This window comes from Kitasatospora sp. NPDC005856 (assembly GCF_040629945.1).
Lineage (GTDB): Bacteria > Actinomycetota > Actinomycetes > Streptomycetales > Streptomycetaceae > Kitasatospora.
Genome location: NZ_JBEXWT010000099.1, coordinates 19922 through 32838 on the forward strand (window position 1 = coordinate 19922; position 12917 = coordinate 32838).

The 12917-nt window shown below is 73.4% G+C and carries 8 protein-coding genes; 6 read left to right on the forward strand and 2 right to left on the reverse strand.

Going from position 1 to position 12917, the window contains the following annotated elements; translation table 11 throughout:
* The 6 genes from ABZ449_RS35900 to ABZ449_RS35925 are packed head-to-tail and all read left to right on the forward strand — an operon-like array spanning position 1 to position 7885.
* Entirely contained in the window at positions 1 to 1098 is a 1098-nt protein-coding gene (locus ABZ449_RS35900) for an arginase family protein (protein WP_360354535.1), read from the forward strand.
* Positions 1095 to 2147, forward strand: a complete 1053-nt coding sequence (locus ABZ449_RS35905; RefSeq protein ID WP_360354537.1) for a hypothetical protein — start codon at positions 1095 to 1097, stop codon at positions 2145 to 2147. Before ABZ449_RS35900 ends, ABZ449_RS35905 begins: the two co-directional genes overlap by 4 nt.
* The gene (locus ABZ449_RS35910) at positions 2147 to 3091 is read left to right on the forward strand and encodes a PHP domain-containing protein (protein ID WP_360354539.1); all 945 of its coding nucleotides are present in this window, start codon (positions 2147 to 2149) and stop codon (positions 3089 to 3091) included. Before ABZ449_RS35905 ends, ABZ449_RS35910 begins: the two co-directional genes overlap by 1 nt.
* On the forward strand, positions 3088 to 5703 hold the full coding sequence (locus ABZ449_RS35915) for a lantibiotic dehydratase (protein WP_360354542.1): 2616 nt from the start codon (positions 3088 to 3090) through the stop codon (positions 5701 to 5703). Before ABZ449_RS35910 ends, ABZ449_RS35915 begins: the two co-directional genes overlap by 4 nt.
* Positions 5700 to 6986: an MFS transporter gene (locus tag ABZ449_RS35920; RefSeq protein ID WP_360354545.1), complete on the forward strand. Its 1287-nt coding sequence runs from the start codon at positions 5700 to 5702 to the stop codon at positions 6984 to 6986. Before ABZ449_RS35915 ends, ABZ449_RS35920 begins: the two co-directional genes overlap by 4 nt.
* The gene (locus ABZ449_RS35925; protein WP_360354548.1) at positions 6983 to 7885 is read left to right on the forward strand and encodes an aminoglycoside phosphotransferase family protein; all 903 of its coding nucleotides are present in this window, start codon (positions 6983 to 6985) and stop codon (positions 7883 to 7885) included. The genes ABZ449_RS35920 and ABZ449_RS35925 overlap by 4 nt, the downstream gene beginning before the upstream one ends.
* Before the next feature lie 69 nt (positions 7886 to 7954).
* Here the strand turns inward: ABZ449_RS35925 and ABZ449_RS35930 are convergent, their stop codons facing one another.
* Together ABZ449_RS35930 and ABZ449_RS35935 are read right to left on the reverse strand one after the other, a co-directional pair.
* Positions 7955 to 8284, reverse strand: coding sequence for a hypothetical protein (locus tag ABZ449_RS35930; protein WP_360354550.1), 330 nt, complete (start codon positions 8282 to 8284; stop codon positions 7955 to 7957).
* Positions 8285 to 8299: 15 nt separating this feature from the next.
* Positions 8300 to 12346 (reverse strand): polymorphic toxin-type HINT domain-containing protein, encoded by a 4047-nt coding sequence (locus ABZ449_RS35935; protein ID WP_360354553.1) that lies wholly within the window; start codon positions 12344 to 12346, stop codon positions 8300 to 8302.
* Positions 12347 to 12917: the final 571 nt, after the last annotated feature.

Genomic DNA, 12917 nt, shown 5'->3' on the forward strand with positions numbered 1-12917 from the left:
ATGACCGAGCTCCCCGACTTCGAAGCGCTCCGGAACAGCGTCAAGCCCGAGGACTTCGAGCAGGACCCGCTGCCGGGCTGGGCCGGCGTCGGCACCCTGTTCGGCGCCCCCACCACCACCGCCGACCAGGTGGACGTGGGCGAGAGCGGCTGGGTGGTGTCCGGCGTGCCCTTCGACGCCACCGCCAGCTCCCGCCCGGGCGCCGCGGAGGGGCCGCGGGCGGTCCGCCAGGCCAGCCTGGTCTTCTCCAGCTACCTCACCAGCCTCGGCCAGTGGCGGATGCTGGACACCCGTACCGGACAGACCTTCCGCTACCACGCGCCCAGCGTCGCGGACGCCGGCGACCTGCACATCTACCCGACGGACACGGTGAAGACCTTCCAGGCCGTCGCCGCCGAGAGCCGCCGGCTGAGCCGGAACTCCCCGCGCCTGATCTTCCTCAACGGCGACCACTCCTGCACCTTCCCCACCTTCGCGGGCTTCCGCGCCGGACGGCTCGACCGCGGCGCCGAGCGGGTGGGGTTCGTCAACATCGACCACCACTTCGACTTCGGCAACTGGAGCACCCTGCACGGGCCGCTCTACCACGGCTCCAACTCCCGCCGGATCAGCGAGATCCCGCAGATGCGCCCGGAGGACATCGCCTTCGTCGGCGTGGGGGACGTCACCAAGTACGACCAGTTCCGCGGCCTGCTCGACAGCGGCTTCCACGTCGTGCCCGGCTCCGCGATCACCCGGGACGGCGCCGCCGCGGCCCTGCGCCCGGTGATCGAGGAGCTCGGCTCCCGCTGCGACACCGTCTACGTCTCCCTCGACATCGACGTGCTCGACAGCGCCGCGGCGACCGGCACCGGGCACGTCACCATGGGCGGCATCGGCATCGGCGACCTCCTCGACGTCTACGAGGAGCTGCGGGCACTGCCCGTCGGCGCCGTCGACATCGCCGAGATCGCGCCCCGCTACGACCCCTCCGGCGGCACCGCGCAGATCGCCGCCCGGCTGCTGTTCGAGTTCCTGTTCCGCACCGAGGTGGCCCCGGCCGAGCTCGCGCCCTGGGCCCCCGGCAGCACTCCCTCCGCACCCCAGGAGCACCGGTGAGATTCACGCCCCACGAAGCGCAGTTCGACTGCACCCCGCTGGTCTCCGGCGCCCCCGCCGAACGCGAGCGGGCGCTGGACGCGCTCGCCGCCGGGGCCGTCGAGGTCATCCACCGGGTCGGCTACGCGGTCTTCCGGATCGGCCGGCTGCGGCTCGGGGTCGAGGACAGCCGCCGGCTGTCCACCGGCATCGTCGAGCGCGTGCGCACCGCGCTGATCGCCCGCGGCGCCCCCGAACGGATGCGGCTGGAGGTCGACCGGGAGCAGCGGACCTACGTGCCCGAGGGCTTCGCCACCCGGACCCTGCTGCCCCACCACGACGGCCAGCACTGCTCGTACCTGACGCCCAGCCTCCAGGACGCCCCCGACTGGGACCCGGCCCGGCGCACCTACGGCGCCTCCGGGTACACCACCACCCCCGCGCACAAGATGTACCAGGGCATCTTCCTGCCCGAGGTCGGCGAGGGGCTGAGCGTCACCACGTACTACGACTGGCTCGGCGTGATCGACGACGTGCTGGAACGGCGCGGCGTCGACCGGGGGCAGGACACCACGGCCGGCGCGGCCCGCTGGCTCGGCGACAACCTGACCCGCGGCCTGGCGCGCCAGGCCGAGCACGGCTGCGCCTACCCCTCGGTGGGCGCCATGCTCGGCCTGGAGGAGCCGCTCTGGCACGGCCTGTCCTTCCACCACGGCGAGGCGGAGCTGACCAAGGAGGAGCGCCGGCGCTTCCCCGCCGCCGCGCTGCTGGCCCGCGCCTGCGCCTGCGGCGAGTGCCGGGGCGACGCGGCCCGGCTCTTCTGCCACCAGCTCCTCATGGCCACCGGCCTGACCTGGGCGCGGTTCCGCCGCCGCTGGGAGGTGCTCGCCCCGGGCGAGCAGTGCGACCTGCTGCTCGGCCACAACCTGACCATGCTGCACGGCGGTCTGGCCGGCGGCGCGGGGCGGATCATCGAGCCGCTCTGCCTGGTCGTGGACGACCCGTCCGGCCTCGCGTACGAACGCTGGCTGGCCGCCTCCTGGCGGCGCACCCTGCCCGGGGCCCGCTGATGCGGGGGGCGCCCGCCACCCTGGCCACCCCCGTCGACCTGCACCTGCACACCCGGCACTCGGACGGGGACGAGGCGCCGGCCGAGCTGGCCCGGCGGTGCGTCGAGGCCGGGCTGCGGGTCGCCGCCGTGACGGACCACGACACCCTCGCGGGCGTCGCCGCCTTCGAGCGGGCCGCCGGCGGGCGCCTCACCGTGGTACCGGCCTGCGAGATCACCACCGACTGGCGCGGCCGGGAGACCCACTGCCTGGCCTACTTCGTCGACCCCGGCGACGAACCGTTCCGGCGGCGGATCGGGCGCGTCCGCGACGCCGAACTGACGTGGTGGCGCACCTGGACCGACCGGGTCCGGGCCCTCGGCGTGCCGCTCGACCGGGCCGAGGTCGCACGGCGCCTCGGCGGCGACCGGGTCGCCCAGGTCGACGACTACCTGGCCCTGCTGCTGGAGGCGGCCGAGGACGATCCCCGGTTCGCCCCGTACCGCGAGGGCGAGGACCGCTTCGCCCGCCTGATCGCCGACTGGTGCCGGCCCGGCCGGCCGCTGCACGTCGAACACCCGGTCTACCCCGACCTGGTGGAGGTGCTGTCCTGGATCGAGCAGGCGGGCGGGGTCGCCGTCCTCGCCCACCCCGGCCGGCTCACCACCGGCCTGGACGCCCCGCAGTGCGCGGCGCTGCTGGAACCGCTGCGCGCGGCCGGCCTGGCCGGGCTGGAGGTGTGGACCAGCTGGCACACCCCGGCCGACAGCGCCCGGCTCGCCGAGACGGCCGGGCGGCTCGGCCTGGTCGCCACCGCGGGGTCCGACTACCACGGGGTGCGGGTCAAGCCCTGGGCACCGCGCCCCGGTCTGCTGCCCGCGCTCCCCGCCGACCCGCTCGCCGTCCTGGACGCCCTGCACGACCGGCGTCCGCCCGTCCACTCCACTCCGCAGGTGAGGCTGTGACCACCGTCAACGACCCCCGGACCACCGCCACCGAGCCCGGTGCGCGCGTCACCTGGCAGCTCGCGCCGGTCGTCGTGCTCCGCCAGGCCGGCTTCCCGATGGAGCTGCTCGCGCCCCTGGCGGACCCGGCCGCCGCCGAGGAGGCCCGCGAACTCGTCGCCCACGGGCAGCGGCTGAAGGCGCTGGCCGGGGAGTTCAAGGCCGTCCTGCGCCGGCACCCGGTGCCCGGCGCCGCCCGGCTCTCCTCCCCCGCCGGCTTCCTGCTGCCCGTCCCCGAGCCCGAACTGGCCGCCGCGGCCGCCGCCGTACCCGTCGAGGCGGCCGCCGCCCTGCGCGCCTACCAGGACGCGGCCCGGCACTTCGCCGAGGAGCAGGCCCGGTTCGCCGCCCGGCACCAGGACCGCCTCGACCGGGCCGGGGCCGCCGTGGTCGGGGCCTTCGGCGACGAACGCCTGCGGCAGGTCCTGCTGCTCTCCAACGACTCCGCCTACCCCACCTTCGCCGCCTGGCTCGACGGCCACGACGGCGGCACGGGCCGGCGCACCCGCAAGATGACCGACCTGCTCACCATGTACCTCCAGCGGGTCACCACCAAGAACGAGACCCACTCGCACTTCGGCCCCTTCACCCCCGGCCGGACCGGCACCGCCCCCGGCATCACCTGGTCCGGCGAGCGGGAGCTGGAACGGCGGGCGCTGTTCAGCCACTGGGCCGCCGAGAAGCTCGCCCAGAGCGCCGCCGCCGTCCCCGGCCTGCTCGACCACGCCCGCCCCCGGCGCCGCCCGCTGTCCTTCCTGCGCGACGGCCGGATCGACCTGTACGCCTTCACCACCCGCGACGGCCTGGACACCGACTGGGACTTCCGGCACCTCGGCGGGCGGCCGGTGGAGCCGTACGAGGCCTGGCTGTGGCAGCACTGCGACGGCGAACGCACCCTGCGCGAGCTGCGGCAGGCCTGGCAGGACGAGCTGCGCTGCCCCGTCCCGTTCGACGAGGCCCTCGCCGAACTCGCCGAACGCGAATGGGTGGTCGTCGAGTTCGAGATCCCGATCGGCGACCACCGGCCGCTGGCCGCCCTGCGCGAGCAACTGCTCGCCGCCCCCGCCGACCTCGCCGCCCCACTGCTCGACGCGATCGACGGCTTCGAGGCGGACCTGACCCGCTTCGCCCGGCTGCCGCTGCCCGAGCGCGCGGCCGCGCTCGCCGACAGCAAGGCCCGGTTCGAGAAGCTCACCGGCGGCCCCGCGAACCGCAACAGCGGCCTGCACTACGCCGACCGCAGCATCCTGTTCGAGGAGGCCCGCGGCCGGCCCGCCGACCTGACCGTCGGCCCGGACCTCGCCGGCTTCATCACGGACGAGCTGTCCGTCGTCTACGAGACCGTGCTGGCCGGACCGCGCCTGCGGATGCGGCGCGAACTGGTCATCCTCACCCGGTGGGTGGCCGAGCGGTTCGGCCCCGGGGTGGAGATCCCGCTGGACGTGCTCTACGCCGAGTTCTTCCGCGACCGGGACGCCATCGCCCGCGAGTGCCTCGCCGTCGAGGCCGAACTCGCCGAACTGGACCGGGAGATCGGCGCGGCCCTGCTCGGCGGGGCCGCGACCGACCCGGACCGCTCCGAGGTGGTGGTCGACCGGGAACGGATCGAGGCCGTGCTGGCCGGCCTGCCGAGCAGCCCGCCGGCGGTCTGCGACCCGGACGTCCTGTTCGCCGCGCACAGCCGCGAGGACCTGGCCGCGGGCCGGTTCACCGCCGTCATCGGCGACTGCCACGCGGTGCGGGAGGTCATCACCCACACCAGCTTCGGCCCACTGATCCAGGAGCACACCCCCGAACTGCTCTCCGAGGTGTACCGCGGCTACCGCTCCCTGCTCGCGGACGACGAGGTCCTCGCCAACCTGTCCCGCGGCCACCCCGACAAGTCCTCCACCCAACTCGTCTACCCCTGCCACGACCTGGAGGTCTACGGCCGCTCCGGGCAGTCCCGCGACCGGGTGCTGCAGCCCTCCCAGCTGTACCTGGTGCTGCGCGGCGACCGGCTGGAGCTGCGCGCCCACGGCGTCGAGGGCCGGCTGCGGCTGATGGCGCCCCCGGCCGGCGGCCCGAGCATCCGCCAGGACCCGCTCTCCCCGTTCGCCTTCCCCCGCCATTTCGGCGGCGCCGGGCTCGACGCCCCCGGCCTGGCGCACATCCCGCGCATCCGCTGCGGCCGCGTCGTGCTGCAGCGCGAGACCTGGCGCGTCCCCGCCGCCCGGCTGCGCGACACCACCGCCTTCGGCCGGCCGAAGGGCCGGGACGACGCCGCCCTGTTCGTCGCCGCCTGCGGTCTGCGCGCCGAACTCCGGCTGCCCCGGCACGTCTTCGTCAAGGTCCCCGGCGAACCCAAGCCAATCTACGTCGACTGGGAGTCCCCCCTGCTGGTACGGCAGTTGGGCCGGCTCGCGGCCAGGGCCGACGGCACGCTGGAGATCTCCGAGATGCTGCCCGCCCCCGACCAGCGCTGGCTGGAGGTGGACGGCCACCTGTACACCAGCGAACTGCGCTGCGCCGTCTTCTCGGCCGGGAGCGGCGCCGCCGGCGGACCGGAGTCCCTTCCGGAGCCGCGCGGGTGAGCACCGACACCGCCGTCCGCCCCGCCTCCGGCTACCACCGGGTCATCGGCGCCGCGGCCTCCTCCGCGGTCGGCGACGGCATGCGCTTCGCGGCGCTGCCACTGCTGTCCGCCGCCGTCCTGCACGACGCCTTCCAGGTGTCCGCCGTCACCGCGGCCACCACGGTGCCCTGGCTGCTGTTCGCGCTGCCCGCCGGGGCGTACGCCGACCGCTTCGAGCGGCGCCTGCTGATGGTCCTCGCCGACCTGCTGCGCGCCGTGGTGCTGCTCCTCGCCGTCGTGCTGCTCGCCACCGACCGGCTGACCTTCTGGCCGCTGCTGACCGCCGCGTTCCTGCTGGGCGTCGGCGAGGTGCTGTTCGACTGCGCGTCCTTCGCACTGCTGCCGAGCGTCGTCCCCCAGGAGCGGCTGGAGTCGGCGAACGGCCGGCTCTTCGCCGTCCAGACGGTCGGCCGCGACCTGCTCGGGCAGGTGGTGGGCGGCGTGCTGTTCACCGTGGGCCGGGCCGTTCCGCTGCTGATCGACGCGGTGTCCTTCCTGGTCTCCGCGGTGCTGCTGCGCGGCATCCGCGGACCCGCCCCCGACCCCGAATCCGAGCCCGGCCCCGAGCCGGGAGCCGAGCCGGGATCACCCGCGGAGAAGCCCCGCCCCCGCCTGCTGGCGGACATCCGCGAGGGCGTCGCCTTCGTCCTGCGCGATCCGCTGCTGCGCGCCCTGACCGTATCCGCCGGCGTCATCAACGCCGTCTACCTGGGCCAGATCGCCGTCTTCGTCATCCTGGTGCACGACGTACTGGGGCTACCGGACTCCGCGTACGGGGCGATACTGGCCGCCGGGGCGATCGGCGGCGTGGTCGGCAGCACGGTCGCGAGCCGGCTGTCCACGGCGGTCGGCCGGGTCCCCGCACTGGTCGGCGGCCTGGCCCTGATGGGCCTCGCCGGCCTGGCGGTGGGGGCGACCGACCGGGTCTGGGTGGTGTCCGCCGCCTACTGCGCCACCGGCTTCGCCCTGATGGTCTGGAACGTCGTCGCCGTCTCGCTGCGCCAGACGATCATCCCGGACCGGATGCTCGGCCGGGCCACCGGCGTCTACCGGCTGTTCGCCTGGGGCACGATGCCCCTCGGCGCGCTGGTCTTCGGCCGGGTGAGCACCGCGGCCGGGCCGGGCGCCGCCTTCGCCCTCGGCGGCGTGGTCACCCTGCTGACCTGCCTGCCGATCGCCTACGCCCTGCTGAGGGACAGCAGGGTGACCGACCGTCGCAAGACTCCCGAGGATGCACAATGAGCGAGCGTTTCGCCGTACTGGACCGGCTGGCCGAGCAATGGGGCCTCAGCGGCCTCGAACTCGTCGGCAAGGGCCTGGAGTTCACCGTCTTCCGGGCCCTGGACCGGGACGGCGGGCCGGTCGCCGTCCGGCTCGCGCACCGGCGGTTCGACTCCAACGCCAACGACCCGCACGTGGACACCCGCGCCCTGCTCGTCCAGGAGCACGCCATCGCCCGGCACCTGGCCACACACGGCCTGCCCGTCGCCCGGGCCCGGGAGCTGGTGCTCGCCGACGACCCGAACTCCCCCGACGTCCTGCTCTCCGACTACGTCGACGACGACGGCTCCCCGCTCGACTCCCACGCCCTCGGGCAACTCCTCGCCCGCCTCCACCAGGTGACCCCGCCGAGGCTGCACCCCGTCGCCGCCGAGGGCGGCAGCACGACCGACGCCCTCATCACCCGGATAGGCCGTCGCTGGGCCGAACTCGCGCGCTACACCGACGACTTGCCCGAGCCCCCGGCCGCCGACGTCCTCGCCCGCCACCTCACCCCCCTCACCGGGACCAGCCTGCTCCACCTCGACGTCCGCAGCTCCAACATCCGCCGCCACCAGGGCCGCACCACCGCCCTCCTGGACTGGTCCAACGCCCTGCTCGGCACCCCCGCCGTGGAGTTCGGCCGCCTCGCCGAGTACGCCCGCTACCCGGAGAACGACCTCGACCTCACCGCCCTGCGCGCCGGCTACGCCACCGTCGCCGCCGTCCCGGCCGAGGACGACCCCTGCCTCCTCGCCTGCCGCCTGGACGCCGCCCTGATGCTCGCCCTGGTCTTCCTCTCCGAAGCCCCCGACCCCACCCGCGGCCCCACCGCCGCCGCCCACGCCCGCGACCTGGCCGACCGCCTCACCGCCCTGTAACCACCCCCCGCACACGACAGAACGCCCGGCCGGGAAACCCGGCCGGGCGTTCGCGCTTTTCGAAACCACCTAGATGGATTCACCTGCTGCGAGGAAACCCCGATAGACGACCGCCAGCAACGCCGCGTACGCGCGCATCTCTCGCGCGACCTCCAGGTCCTCTCCCGAGTATTCCGCGCACAAGGCGTCGGCTCGGGCGATGGCGTCGTCGAGTTCCGCCAGGACATCCGCACCCGACGGCCTGAACCTACCGGTCCTCATGTAGGCGTGGACCACCATCACGTACTCGTAGGCCGTGCCGAGATCGGCGCGAAGCCGTATCAACTCCCGCGTGGTGCCGTACGGCGGAAACGGATGACCGCGCCAGAGGGTGTAGGCGTCTGTGAAGCTCAGTTCCACGAATCCTCGCAACCGTCAGCCAGAGGTCTTGGGCTTGGGGGGATGATACGAAACGATCTTTCCCCCCTTCTGCGCTATGACGATATACTCTCCTGTTGCCCCATTGACATACTCGATTCCCTTCAGCTTGTCTTCAAAGAATCCGATGTCCTTGAGATTGGGAACAAACCCCACCTTCCCGCCCGGCTGCTTCAGGCGCTCAGCCAACGCCGTAGCCGCTTCGAAATACTGCTGCTGTGTCATGCCGAGCGGCTCGCCATGCCTCTGGAAGTGCTCCAGGAACTGCTCCCGACCGTCCTTGTAGGTGGCGGGGTGGAAGAAATTGTCGACGTTGTCGCCGTCGATCTTCAGACACGGCAGCTTGCTGGCATTGTGAACCAGTACCGGCGTGTCGCCCGCGAGCACGTAGTACGTGTGAAGCTCGTCGACCGTGAGGTTGTAGGCGGGCTGGAGGCTGTTCCAGTGCCGGACGTCCTCGACGCGCCGGGGCTGTCCGGCCGGGTCGCGCAGTTCGTCGCCGGGCTTGAGGTCGGTGGCGTCGACCCAGGTCTTCTGGTTCTCGGACCAGAAGGGGTGATGGTCGGTGCTGGTAAGGGACTGTCCGGCACCCAGGGAGACGTCGGTGAAGTCACGGTCGTCCGGGGTGTAGATAGTGTCCGAGACCCTGCGGGGTCCCGCCACTCCGGTGACGGGATCGGTGGCGAGGACGTCGTCGCCGATCCTGACGGTCTCGATTGCACGGGTGGATCCGTCGGCCATCAGGACGCGGGTGCCGGCCGGGAAGCTGTTCAGCGGGCAGGACGGACCGACCCGCCTGACGAGCTTCTGGATGAACTCGACAGCCTTCTCGCCCCAGGAGCCGAACTTCTTGGCCCACCGGGCAAGCTTGGCGACGGCGGCGCCGTCACCGATGAAGGGGATCGCACCGATGCAGGATTCGACCGCCTCGGTGGTCCGGCCTTCGACGGCGTAGTAGGCGCAGTTGACGAGGTCCGCGATGTCGGCGAGACCGGGGGCGATGACACCGCCCGCACCGCCGATCACATCGAGGGTGAGGTGGATGGTCTCGGAGACGAGGCGGTAGATGGCATTGGAGGTCTCGTTGTCCTCCTTCGCCTTCTTGATCTCCTCCTCGATCGCCGCAACCTCGGCCTGCTTGTCCTTGTCGGCCTGCGCCTGCGCCTCGGCGTCCTGGCGCTGCGCCTCCAGCCTGACGGCCTCCGCCTTCTGCTCGGCGTCGAACTTCGTCTGGTAGTTCGCGCGGGCGTCGTCGGCGGCGGCCTGGGCGGCCGTCGCGTCCTTGCCGGCCGCTTCCGCGGAGGCCCGGGCGTCGGCTGCCGCGTTGTTGGCGTCGGTTGCGGCCGCCCGGGCCTGCCGGGCCGAGTTCTCGGCCCGGTTGGCGGAGTGGACGGCGCTCGCGGCGTCGCGGTTGGCGGAGGCCTTGGCGGCGTTCGCGGTCTTCGCGGATGCCGCCGCCCGGTCGGCGTCGGCCTGGGCGGCGTCGGCGGCGGCCTTGGCCTTGGCGACGTACTCGGCGGCGGTGTTGGCCGAGGCCTGGGCCTGGGCGGCGTAGCCGTTGGCCTCGGCGGCGGCGTCGCGGGCGATGGCGGCGGCGGCCTGGGCCGTGGCCGCGTTCTGCTGGGCGGTCGCGGACGCGGCGGTCGCCTGGGCGATCAGACCCTTGACGTCGGCGACGTGCAGCGCGGTGAGCTGGTCCCGCTGCAGGGCGGTGTACTGGCCCTGGGCCACGAAGGCACGCAGGTCCTCGACGGGGCCCTCAAGGGCGATCTTCGCCGCGGCCTTGAGCTCGGGCTCGGTGGTCGGGGCGTCCTCCAGCCGGACGGCGGTCAGACGGTCGTCGGCGGCCTGCGCGTCCGACAGCCCCTTGCCCAGGAAGTCCCGCAGCGCGGCGGGGGTGTTGGTCCGCAGCGCGGCGTCGGCGGCGGCCTTGACGGCGGGGCCGGCCTTGTCGCTGATGCGGGTGATCGTCAGCCGGTTCTCCGGCGCGGCGGCCTCGTACTGGCCAGTGGCCAGGAAGGCGGCGATCTGCGTCGCGTTGCCCTGCAGCGCGGTGTAGGCCGCGGTGCGCACCGCCTCGCTGTCGGAGTTCTTGTGGATCGCGGCGACACTGTCGCGGGCGTCGCGCTCCTCGGCCTCCCGTCGCCCGGCCTTCACGTAGGCGAACACGGCGGCGTCGTCACCGGCGAGGGCGTCGACGGCCGCCGAGTTCCCCCAGGAAGCGGAGATCTTGCGGGAGACGAGGGCGAGCTTGCGGCCGTCGGTGGCGACCTGCGCCGGGGTGGCACCGGGCTGGTTGGCCAGCGCGGCGAGGCGGTCGGCCTCGGCCTTCGCCTTCTGGACCTCCTGGGCGGCCTGGTCGGTCTGCGCCTGCTTCTCCGCCAGGTCGGCCTTGGCCTTGCGGGCCTTCTCCACCGCGATCGCGGTGCGGTTGGTCAGGTCCTCGGCCTCGGTACGACGCGCCAGGTCCTGGAGGGCGTTGGCCTTGTCGACCGCGCTCTGCGCGTCCGCGGCGAACCCGGAGGCGGCGTTCGCGTGGTCGGTGGACTCCTGCGCGGCGTTCGCGCTCGCGCCGGCGTGATCGGCCGCATCCCGGGCGGCCAGCGCCGCCGCGGCGGCGTGCTCGCCCGCGGACTTCAGGAACGCTGCGGCCGCCTGCGACTGCGTCGCGGCCTCACCGGCCAGTTGCTGCGCGGCGGCGGCGGCACGGCCGGCCTCGGCGGCCGAGCGGCGCGTCGCGGCCGCGGCCTGCTTGGCCTTCGCCGACTGACCGCCCGCGCTGTCCGCGTAGGCACCGGCCTGCTCGGCCGAACCGGCCGCGGCATCGGCGTTGCCCTTGGCGCTGAGCGCGGCACCCGCGGCGGTCTGGCTGTCGCTGAGGGCCTTGTCCGCGTGGCCGAGCGTGTCCTTCGCGGCCTCCACCAGCTTCGCGGCCGCGTCGGCGGCATCCGCCGCCACCCGCGCCTCGTGCGCCTTGGTCGCATCCCCGGCCGCGGCCGCCGCGGAGGTCCGCGCCGAGGCGGCGGCCCGCTGGGCACCGGCCGCAGCCGCAGCCGCGTTCGACGCCGCGTAAGCGGCCGCCCGCGCACCGGAGTTGGCCGCACGCGCGGCCGACAACGCCGTCCTCGCCGCCGCACCCGCCCGGTCGGCCGCACTGGCGGCCTTGTTCGCCGCCTCCGTGGCCTTGGCCGCGTCGTTGCCGGCCTGCTGCGTCTCGGACGCGGCCAGGGCGGCGGCCTTCATCGCCTCCTGCGCCTCGTGGACGGCCGTGTTCTTGGCCTCGATGGCCGCGGCCGACTCCTGGGCCGCCTGCGCGCCCGCGTCCTTCGCCTGCTGCACCAGCAGCGCGATGCTCGCGCGCTCCATGTCACGGTTCTGCGCCACGTACTGGCCGGTCGCCAGGAAGTCACGCACGTCCTGGATCGACCCGTTCAGCGCCGCACGCGCCGCCGCCTGCGTGTTCGCACCACCGGAACTCAGGATCTGGACCAGCTTGACCCGGTCGTCGGCATCCTTGGCGGTGAACTGGGTCTCCGTCAGGAACCGCTGCAGGTCGTCACTGGTGTTGCTGCGCAGCGCGGCGTCACCCGCGGCCTGCAGACTGCGTCCGGCACCCGTCGCGGGGTCCGTGATCCGGGTGATCCACAGCCGCCGGTCCGCGTCGAGCGCCGCCTGCCAGCCACTCTGCAGGAAGACGCGTCGATCCTCGGCCGTCCCCTCGATCGCCTTGTCGGCGGCCTCCCGGACCTTCGGCCCACCCACGCTGGAGATCTGGGTGGCGGCCAGCAGATCGTCCGCACTCTGCGACCCGGCGAGCACGTTGTCGACGAACTGCTTCACGTCCTGGTCGGAGCCGGCCAGCGCGGCCTCGGCCAGAGCGTGCGTGCGGGGGCCGCTGTTGAGCCACGCCTGCAACGCCAGGTCGCGGGCGCTCAGCTGGACCTCACCGCCTGCCGGCTCGGCCGCGACGGCGGTCGGGATGCCCGACCCCACCAGCCCCGCCGTGAGGGCCAGTGGCAGCAGGCCCAGGGAGAGTCTGCCCAACAGCGGCGGCCCTCCCCTCCCTCGCCGTCGTGAACGGGATATCGGTTGGCGCACTGGAAACCTCCACTGTCGGCATCGGCCGCATCCGGGCCGCGGCGGAGCCACGATAAGTGACGTCACATCAGAACGTCCACGAATTCTGAGAGTTGCCGACCAAGGAAAACCCAATGAAACACCCGGCGGCGAGCATAGCCAAGCAAATACAACCGCATCGCCAGCAAGCACCCAATGACCTTGAAAGCGTGACATCTTGCCTGGCCACCAGCCGAAAGCGCTTGTCCGGGCACCGGCCGATCTGGTTCGATGGGCCGGATTCCGCCGGGTGCCCTGGGTGTCTGCCGTGCCGTCATTTCGGGTCATTCACCCTCGGAATGACGTCACGTCACGTTCGGCTGGTTCGCCCACCATTCAGGACGGTCACCCGATTCCGGAGATCTGCCCATCAGGGCAACACCAGATGAACGAAAAGGATTAGGCATGGCAAAGCGCATGTCCCGCTGGCTCGTTGGTGGCGCCGTCGCCGCGGCCGCCACGCTCGGCGTCACCGCGATCGCGTCCGCCGACGGCACCC

Bases quoted from the DNA above. Each gene is read 5' to 3' on its own strand.
- ABZ449_RS35925 (WP_360354548.1), top strand. From the start codon at position 6,983: ATGAGCGAGCGTTTCGCCGTACTGGACCGGCTGGCCGAGCAATGGGGC.
- ABZ449_RS35900 (WP_360354535.1), top strand. From the start codon at position 1: ATGACCGAGCTCCCCGACTTCGAAGCGCTCCGGAACAGCGTCAAGCCC.
- ABZ449_RS35910 (WP_360354539.1), top strand. From the start codon at position 2,147: ATGCGGGGGGCGCCCGCCACCCTGGCCACCCCCGTCGACCTGCACCTG.